16 protein-coding genes and 3 pseudogenes are annotated in these 17,725 nt (G+C 66.6%); 8 read left to right on the top strand and 11 right to left on the bottom strand.

All coding sequences use genetic code 11. The annotated features are described in order from the left end of the window. Positions 1-514: 514 nt before the first annotated feature. The 3 genes from ABZX79_RS33700 (at position 515) to ABZX79_RS33690 (ending at position 3,338) form a co-directional block, all read left to right on the top strand. Positions 515-2,113 (top strand): MFS transporter, encoded by a 1,599-nt coding sequence (locus tag ABZX79_RS33700; RefSeq protein WP_355266434.1) that lies wholly within the window; start codon positions 515-517, stop codon positions 2,111-2,113. A 91-nt stretch (positions 2,114-2,204) separates the two neighbouring features. Continuing rightward, entirely contained in the window at positions 2,205-2,831 is a 627-nt protein-coding gene (locus tag ABZX79_RS33695; protein WP_355266431.1) for a DsbA family oxidoreductase, read from the top strand. A gap of 75 nt (positions 2,832-2,906) precedes the next feature. Then, positions 2,907-3,338 carry a hypothetical protein gene (locus ABZX79_RS33690; protein ID WP_355266428.1) on the top strand — a complete coding sequence of 144 codons (432 nt, stop codon included), beginning with the start codon at positions 2,907-2,909 and terminating at the stop codon, positions 3,336-3,338. 198 nt (positions 3,339-3,536) lie between these two features. On the opposite strand, the gene ABZX79_RS33685 is transcribed toward ABZX79_RS33690, so the two are convergent. Next, the gene (locus tag ABZX79_RS33685) at positions 3,537-4,361 is read right to left on the bottom strand and encodes a hypothetical protein (protein WP_355266425.1); all 825 of its coding nucleotides are present in this window, start codon (positions 4,359-4,361) and stop codon (positions 3,537-3,539) included. 312 nt (positions 4,362-4,673) lie between these two features. Continuing rightward, positions 4,674-5,282: a hypothetical protein gene (locus tag ABZX79_RS33680; RefSeq protein ID WP_355266422.1), complete on the bottom strand. Its 609-nt coding sequence runs from the start codon at positions 5,280-5,282 to the stop codon at positions 4,674-4,676. Between the two features lie 494 nt (positions 5,283-5,776). Here ABZX79_RS33680 and ABZX79_RS33675 point away from each other — a divergent pair, with 494 nt between their 5' ends. Beyond that, positions 5,777-6,136 (top strand): hypothetical protein, encoded by a 360-nt coding sequence (locus ABZX79_RS33675; RefSeq protein WP_355266419.1) that lies wholly within the window; start codon positions 5,777-5,779, stop codon positions 6,134-6,136. A 98-nt stretch (positions 6,137-6,234) separates the two neighbouring features. Here ABZX79_RS33675 and ABZX79_RS33670 read toward each other — a convergent pair whose 3' ends face one another. The 4 genes and pseudogenes from ABZX79_RS33670 to ABZX79_RS33655 all read right to left on the bottom strand — a co-directional run. Next, positions 6,235-6,378, bottom strand: coding sequence for a hypothetical protein (locus ABZX79_RS33670; RefSeq protein ID WP_355266416.1), 144 nt, complete (start codon positions 6,376-6,378; stop codon positions 6,235-6,237). Between the two features lie 350 nt (positions 6,379-6,728). Then, positions 6,729-7,928, bottom strand: coding sequence for a hypothetical protein (locus tag ABZX79_RS33665; RefSeq protein WP_355266413.1), 1,200 nt, complete (start codon positions 7,926-7,928; stop codon positions 6,729-6,731). Positions 7,929-8,195: 267 nt separating this feature from the next. After that, positions 8,196-8,936, bottom strand: coding sequence for a helicase associated domain-containing protein (locus tag ABZX79_RS33660; protein ID WP_355266496.1), 741 nt, complete (start codon positions 8,934-8,936; stop codon positions 8,196-8,198). Between the two features lie 9 nt (positions 8,937-8,945). After that, positions 8,946-9,020: pseudogene (locus tag ABZX79_RS33655) on the bottom strand (hypothetical protein); the annotation flags it as partial. On the opposite strand from ABZX79_RS33655, the gene ABZX79_RS33650 reads away from it, so the two are divergent. Then, a complete protein-coding gene (locus ABZX79_RS33650; RefSeq protein WP_355266502.1) occupies positions 9,004-9,525 on the top strand; it encodes a hypothetical protein in 522 nt (173 codons plus the stop codon). The pseudogene ABZX79_RS33655 and the gene ABZX79_RS33650 overlap by 17 nt on opposite strands. Here the strand turns inward: ABZX79_RS33650 and ABZX79_RS33645 are convergent. Then, positions 9,466-9,750 (bottom strand): annotated as a pseudogene (locus tag ABZX79_RS33645) (helicase); the annotation flags it as partial. The gene ABZX79_RS33650 and the pseudogene ABZX79_RS33645 sit on opposite strands and share 60 nt — an antisense overlap. Between ABZX79_RS33645 and ABZX79_RS33640 the strand changes: the two are divergent. Beyond that, entirely contained in the window at positions 9,712-9,909 is a 198-nt protein-coding gene (locus ABZX79_RS33640) for a hypothetical protein (RefSeq protein ID WP_355266410.1), read from the top strand. The pseudogene ABZX79_RS33645 and the gene ABZX79_RS33640 overlap by 39 nt on opposite strands. 764 nt (positions 9,910-10,673) lie before the next feature. On the opposite strand, the gene ABZX79_RS33635 is transcribed toward ABZX79_RS33640, so the two are convergent. Together ABZX79_RS33635 and ABZX79_RS33630 are read right to left on the bottom strand one after the other, a co-directional pair. Continuing rightward, entirely contained in the window at positions 10,674-11,297 is a 624-nt protein-coding gene (locus tag ABZX79_RS33635) for a hypothetical protein (protein ID WP_355266407.1), read from the bottom strand. A gap of 326 nt (positions 11,298-11,623) precedes the next feature. Continuing rightward, the gene (locus ABZX79_RS33630; RefSeq protein WP_355266404.1) at positions 11,624-12,610 is read right to left on the bottom strand and encodes a hypothetical protein; all 987 of its coding nucleotides are present in this window, start codon (positions 12,608-12,610) and stop codon (positions 11,624-11,626) included. A gap of 443 nt (positions 12,611-13,053) precedes the next feature. Here ABZX79_RS33630 and ABZX79_RS33625 point away from each other — a divergent pair, with 443 nt between their 5' ends. Continuing rightward, a complete protein-coding gene (locus tag ABZX79_RS33625) occupies positions 13,054-13,236 on the top strand; it encodes a hypothetical protein (protein ID WP_355266401.1) in 183 nt (60 codons plus the stop codon). Between the two features lie 44 nt (positions 13,237-13,280). Here ABZX79_RS33625 and ABZX79_RS33620 read toward each other — a convergent pair whose 3' ends face one another. Together ABZX79_RS33620 and ABZX79_RS33615 are read right to left on the bottom strand one after the other, a co-directional pair. Next, positions 13,281-15,518, bottom strand: a complete 2,238-nt coding sequence (locus tag ABZX79_RS33620; RefSeq protein WP_355266398.1) for a hypothetical protein — start codon at positions 15,516-15,518, stop codon at positions 13,281-13,283. A 49-nt stretch (positions 15,519-15,567) separates the two neighbouring features. Continuing rightward, entirely contained in the window at positions 15,568-17,145 is a 1,578-nt protein-coding gene (locus ABZX79_RS33615) for a hypothetical protein (protein WP_355266395.1), read from the bottom strand. A 145-nt stretch (positions 17,146-17,290) separates the two neighbouring features. Here ABZX79_RS33615 and ABZX79_RS33610 point away from each other — a divergent pair. Next, positions 17,291-17,470, top strand: a pseudogene (locus ABZX79_RS33610) (IS5/IS1182 family transposase); the annotation flags it as partial. Positions 17,471-17,725 lie beyond the last annotated feature (255 nt).

Genomic DNA, 17,725 nt, shown 5'->3' with positions numbered 1-17,725 from the left:
CGCGACGCCGCGCGCCGGCCTTGGCCGCGTACGCCTACAGGCGCCCCGTCCACACGGAAACCTGGAGAACCGGGTCGTCCCAGCAGTGCGCATGGCCAGGGGTTACGGCGGTGCACACGCTCCGCAGCACCCTCACCCAGTGTCATCCGCACTCATTTGACGGAACTTGACACAGGTCTGAAGCGGCAGCCCTTGAGATGTTCCTTGCGAGCGAAGAGGCCTGTGGCCAGGCTCCGCTGTCCTGGCCGGCGTGAAAACTCTCCGTCGGTGTGGTTCGGCTCGGAGCCGCACGCGCGCACGCAACCCCTCCAGGAAACTCCCTCGGCCGACATGAACGAGGCCCCGCCCGAAGGCCTCCCGTGACCCCCCTCCGTCCGGCCTCGCTCTCGCGGGTACGGACGGCATGCCGCTCTTCGGACTGTGACCCAGGCCAGGGATTGACCTCAAGTGCGGTTCATATTTTAGCGTCCATGGCACAGCAGGCCAGTTATCCGCCCCAGAGACAGGGAACCTCATGACCTCCGTAGCCGCGCCCCGCGCGAGCCGAAAAGAGTGGACCGGATTAGCAGTGCTGGCGATGCCGACACTGCTGATCGCGATGGACATGACCGTCCTGCACCTGGCGGTGCCTGCGCTCACAGCGGACTTGCAGCCGAGCACCTCGCAGATGCTGTGGATCCTGGACATCTACGGCTTCCTCGTCGCCGGTCTGCTGATCACCATGGGAACACTCGGCGACCGGATCGGACGACGGAAGCTGCTGCTGGCCGGTGCCGCCGCCTTCGGCGTGGCCTCGGTGCTCGCCGCGTTTTCCACCAGCGCCGAGATGCTCGTAGTGACCCGGGCACTGCTCGGTGTCGCCGGCGCGACGCTGATGCCTTCCACCCTTTCGCTGATCCGCAACATGTTCCACGACGCGGCACAGCGCACGGTCGCCATCAGCATCTGGATGACCTGCTTCGCGGTGGGCGGCGCCCTCGGCCCGCTGCTCGGCGGGTTCCTGCTCGACCACTTCTGGTGGGGCTCGGCGTTCCTGATCGGTGTCCCGATCATGGTGATTCTTCTGGTACTCGGTCCGGTACTGCTGCCGGAGCACCGTGACAGCGACGCCGGCCGGCTGGACCTCGTCAGCGCCCTGCTGTCCCTGATCGCCGTGCTGGCGGTCGTCTACAGCCTCAAGCTGGTAGCCGAACACGGCGTTGGCCTGCAGAGCGCCGCGTTCATGGTGCTCGGCCTGATCGTCGGGGTCATCTTCATCCGTCGGCAAAAGACACTTGCCGACCCGCTGGTCGACCTCGAACTGTTCCGCGAGCGCACGTTCAGCGTCTCGGCCGTCCTTCTCACCGTCGGCATTCTCGTGATGGCCGGCTCACAGCTCTTCACGCTGCAATACCTCCAGCTGGTCCATGGACTCTCCCCGCTGCAGGCCGGCCTCTGGTCGCTGCCCAACGCGGCCGGGCTGATGGCCGGCGCCATGACGGCACCGGCTCTCGCGGCAAAGATCCGTCCCGGCTTCGTCATCGCGGGAGGCCTGATCGTCGCGGCCTTCGGCCTGGCGATGCTCACTCTGGTCAGCGCGGACGCCGGCCTGGGGATCCTGGTGACGGCATCGGCCCTGATGGGTGCGGGCATCGGGCCGATGGCGGCCCTCGGCACCGACCTGATCGTCGGCGCGGCTCCGCCCGAGCGTGCCGGTGCGGCCTCGGCGATCTCAGAGACCAGCACCGAGCTGGGTTCCGGGCTGGGAATCGCGGTCCTCGGCAGCATCGGCTTCGGTGTCTACCGCAGCGAGATCGGCGACACCATGCCGGCCGGAGTACACGACGAGGCGGCGCTCGAGTCGCTCGGTGGCGCCGTGGCGGCGGCCGGGAAACTCTCCGGACAGGCCGGTACGGAGCTGCTCACCGCCGCCCGCGAAGCCTTCGTCCTCGGGCTGCAGGTGACGGCACTGGTCAGTGCCGGGGTGGCCGTTCTCCTCGCGGTCCTGGCAGCGGCTCTGCTGCGAGAGGTCAAGCCGGGAGCCGGCCACGAAGAGGCCGGGGACAGCGGCCCGAACGCCGTGACACCGCCGTCTGCCCCCCAGGGCGCGCGCGAGGTCGCAGCCGACGCCTGAGCCACCGAAGGCCAACCATCCGAAGACCATCGGCGCGGCGGGGCGAACCAACGCCCCGCCGCGCCTCCCACGACAGCTGGAGGCACACACCATGAACCGCCCGGACGGCAGGACCACCAGGGTCGAGGTCGTTCTCGACGTCATCTGCGCGGCGTCGTACGTCGCGTACGTGCGGCTGGAGCGCGCGATTCGGCGAGTGCGGGCCGAGGGGGGCGAGGTGGAGGTCGTCTTCCGTCCCTTCCAACTTGCCCCCGACGCGGGCTTCGCCGGGGAGCCGCTCCTTGAGGTACTCGCCGAGGGGTTCGGCGGGCACGTCGTGGCGGAGACCGAGCAGGCGGCCGCAGACGCGGTGCACGACGGCGTGACGCTCGACTACGGGCGGGCGCTGGCGGCCGACACCTTCGAGGCGCACCGCCTCATCGCCTCCGCGGCGGCACGCGGCCTGGCCGAGCCCATGGTCGAGCGGCTGTTCCGGGCCCACTTCACCGACGGCCTGAACATCGCCGAGGCCCCCGTCCTGGACCGGCTGGCCGCCGAGACCGGTGTCGCGGCCAATGACGCATCCGCCGCCGAGCTGCGCGCCGAGCTCTCCCGCATCCGCGCCGGCGGCATCCGCTCGGTGCCGCGGATCTCCTTCAACGACGGGCCCCCGCTGACCGGGGCGCAGCCGGAGAAGACGTACGAGAGGGCACTGCGCTCGGCCGGCACGACGCCCTGACCACTGTCCCGGACCGCTTCCGGGACATCTCCCGGGGCAGGAGTGCCTGCCCGCCCATGTGAATTGGAGCCACCCATGCGGGTCTTGTTCGCGGTATTCCCGGCCACAGCGCATCTGCATCCCATCACGCCACTGGCATGGGCATTGCAGAACGCGGGCCACCAGGTGCGGGTCGTCAGCCCAGACGTCCATCGCGCCTTCCACGCCCGGGAAGAGGAACGCCGGGCCGAGCACCGCGCCCAACAGGAGCGAGAGCAGCGCGAGCGGGAAGAGACCAAGCAGCTACAGAAGGCCGCCGCGTGGGCGTGTCTGACCCGCGGCCGTGACGTCTACCCGAGCGATGCCTGGCAATCCGTACCACCGGGCAGTGACTGCACCGTGTGCACCTCCGCCAAGGAGGGTGAGCGCCAGAAGGCCGAGGAACGGGCGGCTGAAGAGGCTCAGGCGAAGGCGGAAGCGGATGCGTGGCGCAAGGAGAACGGCATCTTCGGCTTCCTCCGCCGCTGACACACCGGAGCTCTGCCGGTCGTGCACACCGCCACCCGTTGGGCGCGGTGTACCGGAGGGATGGGGCCCTGGCCCGGTGGTCAGGACCCCACGGTGCGTGCATCCGTGGGGGCGGATTTCATACGCCACCGGGCAACCGAGCGGGCGCCGGTCGGGTCACGCACGCGACGCCGCCTTCACCCAGCGGGCTGCCAGTGGTTAGAGCAAGGTGCCTTCGAGGGCGCGGCGGTCGCCGGTGAGCGCGTAGCGGCGTACGGCGAGGATGGTCTCGGTGTCGCAGCCGATGTCGTGGGCGAACCGGGTGAGGATGTGGTCGAGGGCTTCCTGCTCGGACCAGTACGGCGGGGCGAGTTCGAGTGCGATCTGTCCCAGGCGTCCGCCGGCCGCAGCCATCTCGTCGACCAGGCGCCGTACCGCGTTCGTGTCAGCGGGGTGCTGCTCGGCGTCGGTGAGCGCCCGCTCCAAGCCCCGGTCGTAGTCTTCGGCGGTGTCGCCGGCGGCGGGGAGCGGTTCGCGGCGGAGTTCGTCGACGGCCTGGCCCACGATGGCGCGGACCGCTGTCCACTCGAGCTGCCCGGCCTGGGCAGCGGCAGTGAGCCGCTCGGTGACGACGGCGGTGAGTTCATCGAGCCGGCCGTGGACTTCGCGCAGCGCCCGCTGCGACAGACCCATGTCCACCAGCCCGGCCGCGTTCGTGTCTCCCGCGGGTGACACATCGGCCAGGACACCGGCCGCGCCGATCGCCCGGTCCAACGCACCAGCCGACTGTGCGATGTCGATCAGCCGGTACGCCTGCGCCCGGCTGATCCCCAGCTCTACCTGCGCGTACTCACCCCACCCGCTGTATCCGAGCGCAACCCATACCCGCGCCCGGTGCGCGTCCCGCACCCGCTGGGCCAGGACCATCGCGGCCCGCCGCGCGTCGTCGATCGCCGCACGCAGCTGCTTGGTCAGCCGCAACGCATCATCCCGGCCGGCCGGTTCCAGCGACCCGCCCTGCTCCGGCTCCCTCATCGACGCCATGTCTCCATGGTGCCCCGGGCGGGTGCGGCTGAGCAGAGGGCGCGAGAAGCACAGGCAAGGCGGGAGTGGATGCGTGCCGAGGGTGAACGGCATCTTGGGCTTCTTGCGACGGGGAAGCACCGGAGCTCTGCCGGTCCTGCACGCGGCCACCGGTTCGGCCGGGTGTGCGGCAGAGGGGTGGGGCCCTGAGCCGGGCACGGTGTCAGGCCCCCCGCGGAGCGCGCACCCGTGGGGGACGGATTTATGCACGCGTCGCCGATTCAACGGCGTCGGCGGGCTCCGGGTCACGGGCCGGAGTGTTCTTCGGGACGTTTAGCCTGCGTCGGGGTTTTTGCCCTTGGCTGTTTTGACGATCCGGTCGATCTGGAGCTTCGCGAGCGGTTGCATGACGTTGGTGTTCTTCAGGTTGTACCCCTTGAGGTGGACGACGACTCCCCCGATCCGCATCATCACCTCGGTGCTGTATTCGTCGGCACGCTCTCCGAAGACAGCATCGGTTTCCTCCGCCCCTGCCGATATCTTCAGCGGCTTGGGGGTCTCGTAGCCCGCAGGTACCCGGTGCGCCTTGGCCACTATGCCCTTGATGGCTACGGCTGCGTTCTCGGCCGTATCGAAGGCGTAGACGTCGATGAACACGTCCTGCCCATCCTGCCCCTCCTGCATCTCCACCACGGTCTGGGGGCCCTCGACCATCCTCAGGGCATGGGCCGTCAGCCCGGCGCAGCTTGTTCCGGTGTCGATGGCGCAGGAACTCGCAGCTTTCTCGCCCACCTCCACGTCGTCGCCGCGCCCGCCGTTATGCCACCCCTTGGGAAGGCTGTTGTTGCTGGGGAGCACCGTCCGCACCTGCTCCGCGGTCAGCAGGATTGGGGCGTTGTCTTCATGCCCTTCCAGGGAATCGCCGTTCTGACGGCCGGCCATTCCGTCGCCCGTGCTCCCGCCTCCGCATGCGGTCAGTGCCGCCAGGAGCACCACGGCCAGAGCCGTTCCCCGTATGTCTGTCTTCACTGCAACTCCCGTCGAACCTTTGATCACTTGAGGTGTCGACTCAACCTCAATCCGGTTCCGACTGCCACCCCCATTTCACTGCCCACGCTGGGGGATGGGGTTACGCCCCGCTGGAACGCTTCGGGCACCTTGGCCGCGTTGCCAAGCCGCGCAGGCACGACACCCTTCCAAACCGACTTGTCATGCGTCGCTCATAGGAGCCGTGCCGTGTGGGCAGACGCTTGATGAGTGAGTGGTGAGGACATGGCCTCCAAGGGCCGGCCGCAGTGGTTGGCGGCCGGCCCCGAGACGTGTTCCCGCTAGTTTGTTCCGCGCTCGCGCTGCTGGTGCCCCACTGCGCTGCCCACGGCAGGCGGGCTTTCGCCGGATCAGTCCACACGGACGGTGGTGTGGGTAGCCTCCCGAAGGTGATCGCTTACGCCCGTTTCATCAAGCAGCTGATCTCCTCGAAGCTGTACCGTCCGGACGGCACGGTGGAGACGACGAAGGATCCGGCGGTGTGGACGCTGGCGCACCGCGGCTACAGCGGATCGGGTCGCCTGGACGTCTGGGTGAGCCCCTCGAAGAAGACCGCTCTGCACGAAGACGCCAAGCTCGCCATGGCGTGCGGCATGGACGAGGACGAACAGGCCACCGAACTGTTCGCCACCGGCCGGTTCGAGCAGGTCCTGCAACGCTACGAGGAAACCCACCCCGAAACCCATCTGCTGCGCGTCCAGGCGGCCTTCCTCCAGACCACGGACGATCCGGTACCAGCCGGGCTGTGAGTGCGAAGTCCCGGGGCCTTGACAGTGGTTCGGGACGTCGCTTCCGCTTGCCTCAACGGCGGTTCAACGACTGGCTGCTGCCCTCGGTCACCGGCTCCTCAAGCCCAGTCGAGTCCGAGATCGGCGAGCGCCGCCAGCTGTTGCTCGTCCAGCCGGTCGCGGCGGTTTTTCTGGTTGGAGAGCCATGCCCCGAGCCGTACGGCAGTGCCGTCTTCGAGGTGCTCGGTGTGCCCGCGCGGCACGACGGTCCGGGCCTCCCGCGCGATGTACTGCGCTAGGGTGCTGACTCTCGCTCTGTTGCCCTGGCTCCGACTCGTATCGGTGTCGGCATCGACCAGGGCTGACCTGGACCTCGGCTGGCGTGGTGTGAGAAGCATCCGTACATGCCCTTGAGAACGCCCCGGGGCGCCGGAATGAGAGTCAGCATCGAGTCGGCCGTGTACTTCGCGCAGCGCCCGCTGCGACAGCCCCAGCGGGGGCAGGGCCCCAAGCGACGTGCTCCTCGGCGAGTGATGCGCGTGTAGCCCGGCGGGAAGGTGTCGGGCCACGCAGGGGGCATGGCTTGCCGGGGCCGGGCTACGCGGTGGTGTGTCTACTTGCCGTTGACGGGGATGACCTGGATTCCGAGCCACGGCCCTTCTGTCCAGAGTTGGCTGGGCCTGACGCCTCGGTAGATCCAGTAGTTGCGGGTCTGCCCGTCGGCGGGGATGCCGGTTTGGTGGTACTGCTCGCTCCAGTTGTGAGCTTCGGTGCCGGGGTACTCCTTGCCCGATGTGGGACTGGAGATCACTCCCATGCCGCGCAGGCCGCGAGAGCCGTACCAGTTGGGGCCCCAGGCGCTGTACTGGACCCGGTAGTCCTTGAAGGGGGCCGACGGTGGGCAGCTGACCCTGATCTGGCCCCAGTGCGCTTTCACGTCACCGATCTTGGGGTTCACGGTGTCGCTGACGGTGCACATGGAGGGCAGATCGATGTTCACCCTGCCGCGGTGGCTGTCCCTGCCCTCGTCGGCTCCGGCGGTGGCCCAGCGGTCCGGGGATCGGGTGGGCAGGAGATGCTGTGATGCGTCGGGCAGGCTGCTGACGTTTCCTGTGTCAAGGCTCTGGCCGAAGGGCCGGAAGTCCTTGCCCGGGATGCAGGCCCGGTCGCCGCATTCGAGCAGCCATCCCTGGGCGATGACGATGTCGGCGGTGTTGTGCCCGAAGATGTAATGGGTGTTGCCGTCCGGAGTTTTACGCCATAGGTCGGACACGGTCTTGGACTTGTAGTAGACCGGGCGGGCTGACATGGGCCGCAGAGGTTCGAGCTTGATCTTGTTGCTTTGGGAGAACGTCACCGTCGATCCCCTGCTGATCTGATCTGCGCTCGAGGGGATCGTGATGTTGAGCGTGTCGCCCTTCCCCTGGTTGCCGCCGCCCTGGGAGAGAGCGCCGGAAATGAACTTGTACGCCATCGCGGCGTAGCCGAGGACAGATCCGATCTGGCTGACCAGCGACGGCTCTCCTGAGGTTGTGATCGTCTGAGAGGTGCTCTTCACGTTCTCGACGGTGAGTTCCTGAGAGGCACCTGACACAAGCTGCTGTGTGGTGCCTGCAGGCGCCAGGTAGAGGTTGTCCTTCTGGTAGAAGGGCAGCGCGACATAGCGCTTGAGGCCGTCCGCCGGCAGATCGGCCGGGCGCTTGTAAGCCCCGTCCCCGTAGCCTCCGAAATCCTCGGCGGCGTACGCAGGAGAGCCGCCGACACCAGGCAGAGCGACAGCCAGCGTGGCCCCCGCCACGAGCGAGGTCAGCACCTGCCGAGCTGCCTTACGAGTGCGGGAAGCCGCTTTGCGGCGACTGCGCCGGCGGTCGTGGAGGCTGTCAGAGCACCGCTTAGTGTCCACGCGTGCCAATACCAGTGATCGGGCGAGCGAGGGAAAGTCCATCACGTCTCCTTCGTTGGCGATTTGCCGCATGACTGGCTATACGCCCACCCGAAGACATATGCCATAGCCACATGCATAAAGCACAGCAAATGCCGCTAAAATGATCATTAGGCATATATTGGGCAAAAGTGCCTGTCATGCCCAGTCAAGTCCGAGTTGGGCGAGCGCCGCCAGCTGCTGCTCACTCAACCGGTCGCGCCGATTTTTGATGTTCGATAGCCATACCCCCAGTCGGACAGGGGTGCCATCCACGACTTCGGTGTGCCCGCGGGGTACGACGGTGCGGGCTTCGCGCCGGATGTACTGCGTGAGGGCTGCCACGCCCCGGGTGAACGCGTCGGAGCCCTTCGCCGCCCCAGCCTTCGCGCTGGTTCGCACGGTGGCCTTCTGCGGCCGTACAGCCGGTTTCACGCCCAGCACGCCCAGGCGCCGCTGCTGCTCGGTGTTCAGGCGTGCCCAATCCCGCTGCTGCCGGGCGAGCCAGCGCCCGATGTCGTCGCCCCGGTAGGTGACGCCGGGCAGGAGCTCCTCCAGCGTCCCGCCGGCTTCCAGGACGGCACACAGGCCGACGTAGTGGCGCTGCCAGTCGACGGTCCACCCCAGCTGCCCGGGGTTCCAGTCCGGATCGATTGCCGCGAGCTGCTCGGCACGCCGTGCTGCGCGCTCGGGGTCCTTCCCGAGCCCTCCGGGGCGGCGGAGGTTGGTGAGCCATTGCCCCACCGGCTTGTCCAGCATGGTGGCGTGGCGGGGCGCGGCCAGGGTGCCGGCCTCCGCGTAGTACGCGCGGGCCGCGGCGAGGTTCTCCTGGAACTGCGCGTCGGCGGTGTCCCAGATCATGCCGAGCTCCTCCAGCTCGTCCGCCCGGGTGCTGAGCATGGTCCCGGCCCGGTACGCCCGCCGCTGATCGGACAGCCACCTCCCCAAGGGGGTAGGAGCCCTCCTGGTGCTCGTAGGGCACATCGAGACTGCTCTCCCGGTCCCGGTAGCGCCGGGCGGCGTCGTACCCGCGCGTCCAGTCCTGCCGTTCGGTGTCCAAGATCTGGAACTTGACCCACTTGGCGACCATCACCGGATCCCTCGGGGCGGCGAACCGCAGCAGCAGCCGCGACTCCTCCTCACCTTCCTCCGGCTCCTCACCGATGCTTTCCGACGGATCAACAACGTGCTTCTGGTTCTCCTGCGGAATAGCGAGCATTTCCACGGCACGCTCATCATGCGCCCGAAGCCCTTCAAGGACCTTCACCAAAGGCCGGTACGAAGCAGAGGTGAACATGTCTTCCGGCTGCTCGTTCTGCGCCAAAAACACTGGCACGATCAGCGTCGCGACCTTCCCCTGATTAGGTTTCTGACGCAGCGCTCGCCCAATGGCCTGCACGATGTCCACGGCCGACCCCTTCGGGTCCAAGAGGGCTACGGAATCCACCGCCCTAATATCGACGCCCTCACCCAGTACACGGCAATTTGAAAGCACCGCCCGCCCGGCCCTGCGCCCGAAGTCGGAGAGCACTGCACGGCGGTGATCGGCCTCGTGCTCACCGCACAGCCAGTCGGCCCACACCCGCTCCGGATACCGCTCCGGATCCGACGCATGCAGCCGCTTCGCCACCCTCGGCAGCCCCTTCGCGAACGCGCTGGCCTCTATGGTCCGGTGATGGAACGTGATGGTGGTCTGAAGCTGGTGCACCGCCATCGTCTCCAGCAACGCCGCCTGCAACGCCCCCATCCGCTGGCCGCGCACCTCTTCCTCCCGCTTCTCCTCGCCTGCCAGGCGGGCAGGAGTCACCACCGGGTCGGTCAACTCGACCACCACGATCTGATAGCGCGCCAGCAGACCACGCGACACCGCTGATGCCAGCGACAGCTCGTAGACGACGGGGCCGTAGATTTTCGGGTCGTCCATGGAACAGGCCAGCTCACGCGGCAGCCGGTGATGGTCTGTATAGGAGTGTCAGTAGAGAGTCGTCATCTAGATATCAGTGGTGGAGCCCTGGTGGCCTGCTAGTTGTCACTGTCAGGTCGTGACGGATTAGCGCTGACAGTAGTGACGAAAGGCCAGGTCGTTTTCGTGCCAACTCCTATGGCAGCCGTGTATTTCATGCAGGTCAGGGGCGTGCGGTCGCTGTTTGTCGATCGTCGGTTTGCTGTGAACGGCACGGCACGGCATGGCCCCGGTTCACTGCGGCCATGCGGGGCGTGGCCGACAGCCCGCGAAAGCGATGACGTCGGCTTCAGACTGTGAGGCTCGCAGGACGGGGTCTACATGGTCGGTCTCCTCACGGGGCCGGGGGCGCAGTGAAAGTGGTCATTGGGGCTTGCGTCGCCTGGCCGTGGAACGCGGCCTCATGCTGAAGGAAGCGCCGAAACCTCGATCAAACGGATGAGATGCGCACTACACGCTTCGATCGGCGTCGCGGCTTCGTCACGTCCCGGCTGCCCCCGTGATCAATCGTGGGTCAGCCCTCAGGCGGCACGGCGGTCGAGCCGCTGTCATCCAAGACCGGCCAGCCAGGGCGGGCTGCCAACCGCAAGCTGGGGGATCTCAGTACAGACGGGACAAGGTCGAGACTGCGTCTAGGACATGCTGCATGGACTGGAGCCACCTGGTTCGGCTGCTCATGTCTCCTGGCAACGGACCCCTCCTGCGATCAGATCGCGTCCGAACTCTGTTTCAACCATGTCAAGAAACTGCGGCGCGTCGATACGCAGCCCTCTGGACCGGAGTTCGCTCGTCCATCTACGCATCATGATGTTGATGTTCGGCGACAGCCATGGCTCACCCAACTCCGAGAGACGCGGTCGGACCTCTTGGTCGATGACCTCCCATCCGGCAGTGAATTCGTCAAGCCAGAGCCCCCAGCGTGCCGGATCATCGTCAGCAATTAATTGGCTGAGCGCTTGAACGTACGCGGCAACGTGGGAGGACAACGGTTCCAGGGCCGCGGCGCGCTCGTGCGTAGCACGCGCATCGTGAGCTGTTTCGATCGATCGCTGGATGTCCTCAGCCGGCCCTGCCAGGGCGTCGATCCGCGCGCGGAGTTCCTGGATGTCCGTCGCATGGAACACGCTCAGGAGAAGTGCGCGGAAGGTCTCGAGCTCGCGGACAGCCCTGCGGCGAACCTGTCGTCGTTCCAGCACCTCGGCCTGCGCACTGCCCAGGTGACTGAGGATCAGTAGAGCTGTCGGTACACCGAACAATACGCTGGTGAAGCTGGATGTGAGGTTCGTGAGGAACCCCATGTTGTCCCACCAGCCGTGCCCGTCTCCGTACACTCCCAGGGCTACGCCCACTAAGCCCGACGGCCGCACACGTATACCGTCCGCCGGACGCTCCCGGCGGTTTCCCGCCACCACGCCCCGAGCCGACCCAAGCGGTGCACCATGCCTGAACTTCCCCCCCCATGTAGTTGTTGCCTCGACGCTACCGAATGAGCGCCGCAGGTAAATGCGGAGCGTCCGGACAGGAGCAGCACGGACGCGGCCCTGAGCTAAGGAGCTCGGGCTGTCGATCGTGCACGAGCACACTGAGACGTCGCTCTATGCGGATTGCTGCGTAGGGAGCGTCCTCAAAGGGCGTGCAGTGTGGCTTCGATCGCCTCTACGATGCCGCCGTGGGCTGCCGGTGCGACCCGGTGAGCTCTCCCTACGGGGATCGGGGCCTGCTCCGCGACGCGGTCGAGCACTCGCACGAAGTTCTTGTCGGCGGTGAGGAACACCTCGCAGTCCGGCAGGTAGGCGGCGTGCTGGACATCGATTGGGTTGCCGTTGGTGATCTTCATGTCCGCCTGCACGGTGTCGACAGCCCACCGGAGCCAATTGCGCGGCATGTGGGTTGCTTCCACCTCGTACAACCAGAAGCGATTGAACGCCTCCCGTGAGGCGCACATTGCGTGCAGGTCCACCCGTGCGCCGACCCAGTCGGCGTAGGTGGTGTCCTCGTGCGTGAGCACGGCTCGACGGCCCGTCCAGAAAGCACGCCAGTACACCTCCTGGTTGTACGGCCGCCATGCCGCAATCTTCTCGCCGGGTGCCCATCCGGCCTGCTGCTCCGCCGTCGTCTCCTCACTCGGGGACATCGTGATCAGGGAGAGGTCGCGCAGATTGAACTTGGCTTCGCGCCAAACCTCTTGCTGCTCCTTTTGGTTGTCTACGAGGAACTGCACCGTGCGCGCGGTTCGCCGGGCCGGCTCCGCGTCGCGAAATCGTTCGTGCTGCTCCACAGCCTCCCGCCAGACTCTCTTGGTCCAATACGTGCGCCACGTCGCCTCGCGTCCGGTGTCGGGCACTGCCCGCAGCCAATCCGGGTGCAGGCGCCGCACCTCGGAGACGACCTCGGCGCCCTCCCGGTCGGCCTCGCTGCGCAACCGCTCGTCCGTCGCCGTCGTGATCGCCTCGACGATGGCCGCCCGCATGTCCGAGCGGGGATGCTGCAGCACCTCCAGCAGGACGCTCGGAGCAGTCACCACACGGTGCCCAAGGGAATGGGTGAGCGCCCTGAACTGCTTCCCTGCCCGCTCATCCCCCAGGTAGGACCAGATGTTGTTGTCGAGCATGATTCTCACGCTGCCGTCCTTTCCCCCGGACTCCTGCCCACACTGGCCACCCCCGGGTCAGCACGCATAAGAAGGATCCTTCTCACGTTTGTAGTTCGGCGCACCATTTTTCGCCCCTGGCCGTGGACACCCTGCTCTGCCTGACCGCAGCACACACGGTGGTCGATAGCCAAGATCTCTTCCCTTCGGCCGCTTCCGCCGGCCGCCGCGGCGGGAACGGGCCGATGCCCCAGACAGCGCCCTGCAAGTGTCCACACAGCCGCTGGACACCTCTGCCCGCACACACCATGTCGCGCATCGAGCACCGGCATCGACCAGCTCTCATGAAGTCGACGTGTCCAACCCGGCGGTGAACTCCTGCGGGACAGCGCTCTGGACAGCCACCTTCGGACTCATTCCGCCTGGCCCAACCGGGGCCGGCACAAGGATGGAGAGTTCTCGCGATGAGCCCTGTGCAGATCCTGTCCCTACTGCTCGCGATGTCCACCGCCCTCAACATCGCCATCACAGCCGGCCTGCTGGCCCACCGCGCGGGTGCCGGCGTTCCCCAAGCGCTTCTCACCGGCGCTGGCGCAGCCGCTACCGGCCTGGGCATCTACCTGGCCGCAGTTGCCGCCTACCGGTGACAGGATCCAACCATCAACACCGCGAAGATCCCCGCTCTAGCAGCTCATCCAGAAACGCGTGAAGTGGGCGTGAGTCGCCTGAGCGCACTGCGGGCGCCGGGATAGCCGGACTTGGCTGCCTGCCGGTACCACTGGGTGGCTTCCTCGATCCGGCCGTCCTCTTCCAGGACCTCGGCCAGCAGGAGTTCAGCTCCCAGATAGTTCTTTCTGGCCAGATTTCTGAGCCAGGTCACAGCCTCTTCGATCTGGCCTGCCTGCTGCATCAAGTCGGTCGCACGGCCCAGAGCTCCGGGGCGTCCACGATCAGCCAGCTCCTTCAGCCAACCGATGATGTCGATGGCGGCACCCTCATCCATGCCCTGCAGGAGGGGAATCGCAAGATCGAGGATGTCGAGATCCGTATTCTCCACCAGTTGCTTGATCCAGTCGGCTGCCTGGGGTTGATCACGCTCAAGCAGTATGTCCACGGTGGTGTAAACGGAGGGGAGGTGGCCTTGCAGGGCGGCTTCCCGGTATTCGGCGAGTGCCTCGCCGAAGCGCCCCAGGCGCTGCAACAGTTCGGCTGCCTTCCTTCGGGCGAAGACGTAGGCACGGTTCGCTGCCGCAGCCTGATACATCTCAAGGGCTTCTTCGAAGTCTTCTGAGCTGTTCAGTGTCTCGGCAGCATCCCAAGCTGCCGCGTGGTCGCCGGCCCTGGCTGCCTTCAGAGCAAACGCCAGATGGTCCACGTTCGTTTGCCTGCGGGCTGAGCGGGCGAAGGTGAAAAGATCCTCGTTTTTTGCGTGTTGAAGGGCTGCTTCCCATGACGTGCCTGGAGGGTCCGTCCGGCTATAAGCTGCGCGGCCGTGCTGTTCGAGGTAGTCGGCGAGCCGGTAGTGCGCAGTAGCGGAAGCCTGCTGCCCCGGCCGGGGCTTGATCCGGGTCAGTGCCCCGCGTGCCCCATGACAGGGCCGCGCGCCGTATGCCATCGCCTCTTCGAACCAGTCATCACTGCTCTGATCCCACTCCTGGTCGGTGAGGTATCCCGGAGCGGCTTCCCTCAGGAGAGGCTCAGGAATGGCCAGGCCGTTGCCCATCCTGCGGGCATCTATAGCTGCGCGCAGTACGGCTCGTGCTACGGGAGGAGCGTTGCGGAACCGCTCCAGCAAGGACGGGCCACCCGCCAGGTACTGAGTCACCTGGCCGTCTGCGGCGCGCAGAGCGGCGTAGAACAACCGGGGATCATGAAACCCGTCACGCTGGGCAGCCTCCAGTTCAGCCGGGGAGAAGGACGAGGCCACCGGGATGTTGGTGCCTGCCAAGAGCTTTCTGGCCTGCTCGTGCACGTCGGGCGACTGCACGCGAGGTAGTGCAGTGAGCGTGTCCCAGTACTCGGGCCACATGGTGCCCAGGATCAGGACAGGGCGACGCGCCTCATCCTGCAACAGCGCCCTCATGCCAGCGACAACACGTTCGCCCAGCGCGCCAGTTGAGGGCATCAGGTAGTGCTGTGCCTCATTCAGCCACACCACCGTTCTCGGACCGACCTTCTGGATGTCGGCCAGTGCGGCCTCAGGACGTGTGGGGTCGAAGGGGTGCCACAGCCGCCAGCCGTCCCCCAGCATCTGAACGGCTTCCCAGCACGCGCGCGTCTTGCCGCAGGACGAGCTGCCCACCAGCATCGCTATCCCGCTGTACCCCTCCTTGGCGCGGTCGACCAGCTCACGCAGACGCTCATAGTGCGCCCGGGGGATGTACCGAGTGAGAGCAGGCAAGGATGCCGCCCTCTCTGTACCGGCGCCGACCTCTTCGAAATGGGCGTAGGCAAAGGTGTAGTCATCGGGCAGCCAGGTGGAGGGGTAATCGATGCTGTGGTGGACTTCCAGATCGAACGGGTCCAACTCCGAGAGAGGACGACCTACCGCTTGCCCTGCCCGATGTTCACCAAGCGTGGCCTTCGCCTGAGAACGCTGCACTCCGATCCGAACCGACTCAGCCCGGTGACGGGCAACCATCTCGTGCTGCCGGCGCCACCACGATGGATCGAAGAGATGCGCTTCACAGACAGCCAACTCGAACCGCTCGGCAGAAGCCGCAGCACGTAACTGCTCCACCACCTTGACCAGCGAATCTACCTGCTGAGGAAACCGGCTGCCGTCCAGCCATGCCCCGATCGTGGTCGCCGCACGCCCGGCACCCCGAGAAAGAGCCCGGAGGCTCACGCGCTGGGAGAGGTAGTTGCCATGTATCGCGCCGAGCCGCCGCAAAGCAGAGAAGAAGGCACTCTCCTCGTCTGTACCCACTGCGTCCCCTCCCGGCCCGGCCCCGGCACTACGTCTGAACACTCAGAACCTAGTCCAGTTGGAAACGAAGGCGAACGTCGTCTGACCAAAGCCCGGTGTCGGCGTCGCTCTCCTGCCACCGTCCTTCGTCCCAGATCAGCGTCCGCGGCCCGAGCAGCACTCGGGGGAACAGGGAGCGGCTTGGCACCCGGGGAAGCACCTGGATGTTGTCCACTCGGAAGGCGGGCACCTTGAATCCGCACAGATCACCATCATGGAACAGCACGGATCCGTGGCCGGAGAACCAGACGACGAGGGTGGAGTCGGCCAGGTTGCAGACAACCGGGACGTGAATGGTCCCGGACGCGGTGTCACAGTCCTTCTCCTCCACCTCCCGCGCCGCCAGGAGGAGTCCCCGGGGGATCGGCTGGGTCTGCAGGTCGGCTGCCGCGCCGAGGAACATCAGGGAGTTTCGGGATTCTGGACTGGCTATGTCTTTGACCATGACAGGCACCGCGTCCCAGTCGTCCAGGCTCTGGGCGTCGCGGTAGGACGCCGCGCACTGGGCCAGATCGCCCAAGCTGTCGAAGTACGTCACATCGAGAGTCAGTCCGTCGCCGTTGTCGAAACGGAAGACCGACTCGGGGCGGCAGGTGGTGAGGAAATCAAGCAGGACTGGATGGTCAGCAAGGCGAGCGTCGCTGTCCGGGTCGGCGAGCGCCCGCATCAGGTGCACGTGCTGACCGTCCTTCTCGACCCGGGCTGAAACGGTCAGGGCGAAGCCTGCAGGGTAGACATAACCGAAGTGGTGCTCGTTAGCAGTACGCAGCACCGGTAGTTCCGCGGAGGCAGGAGTAGTCTGGACGCACACCCTGGTGGGATGGTCCATGACGAAACCGGCCAGCACATACGGCTGGGGCAGGTGCGCCAGGCCCCCCATGGCCTTTCCACTCAGCGCGAGTTTGCGCATCCTCTGGTCACGTCGCACCGGTTCACCGAAGGTGGCCAGGTAGAGCGCCTCCTGCTCAGCGGGTGTTCCTTGCTCGAACCATGCGTACAGGTCCAAGGATGTGATGAGGGTTGCCTGGCTATCGGCATCGCGGTGGATCTGGATCTGGACTGGTCCGGTGATCGGTTCGGCGATCTTCCGGGCAGCGTCGGCACGCACCTGCTCAAGGTAGCCGGGGGCGCTGACCTCCCCGATCGCGTCCCGGATCTCCGCCACGGGTCGCATGTCCTTGGGGGTGAAGTGCTTAGCTTTTTTGGCAGACGCCAGAAAATGGGACAGCTCCACGATGAAGGCGGCGTCCATCATCCGGAAATAGACGGCCGCGGACTTCGGCCCGTTCAGCTTCACCAGGGCGAGACCGGTCGGGAACTGGGCTGCTAGCAGGCACTCGGCATCCGCCCGGTTCAGCCTGATCCGCCCGTCGTCCCGATCCGTCGCGCGGACGCTGAAGCCGACGAAAACTCCGGATACCGGTCCAGTCTGGCCGAAACCCGCGGCCATGTCCGGCTGGCACAGGAAGTCGAACCCGAAGTCGTGTTCGACCTTGTTGGGGATGATGAAGTTCTCCTGGCAGGAGAGCCGGAACCGGTCCTCTCCGATCGCCCCAATGCGCTGGGCAGCGTTGCGTTTCTTCGGCACGGTCCCCCGGATCGCATGTTCCTGTCAGGCGGGCCGGGTGCGTCTGCTGCTCCCACGGCCGCATCTGCTGTTCGTTCCTCATTATCGCAACCGCACCGGATCGCCCGCACAGATATCTGGTCACCGCTCAGTGGCACTCGCTCCCAGCCGCGCGAGCCGCACCGGACTGCGCGGGCGGGGTATCCGGGCCGTCATCCCCGAACGCGCCGACCAGATCGCCAACCGGAAGCGGCGCGGTTCCGTCGGCGGACGGCCACCCACTTTCGACATCCAAGGCTGCAAGGCCCGCAACGTCGTCGAACGCTGCTTCTGGCGCCTCAAGCAGTTGCTGGGAGCGCGTCAGCGCCGAGCTGCGATGGGTCAGGAAGAACGCCCGGGCCCGTCCATGTCCCGAGCCGATGCCAGGCCAGTGGCGTCTGGTCTTCCAGCCTCGTGTCTTTCTGGCCGGGGCCACCCCGATGCCAGCCGACTGACCCGAGCAGTCGGCCGAACTCAACCGCGACGCTGAAGTTCTCACCGAAGAGGTCCACAGCGAGGCGCGGCAGGCTGGCGGCGTGCACGAACCCGCGGCTGCCGGTCC

Origin of the sequence: Streptomyces sp. NPDC002994, from assembly GCF_040611155.1 — a bacterium.
GTDB lineage: Bacteria > Actinomycetota > Actinomycetes > Streptomycetales > Streptomycetaceae > Streptomyces.
The sequence above is the reverse complement of the archived record's forward strand: the minus strand, read 5'-3'. Positions and strand labels throughout refer to the sequence as shown.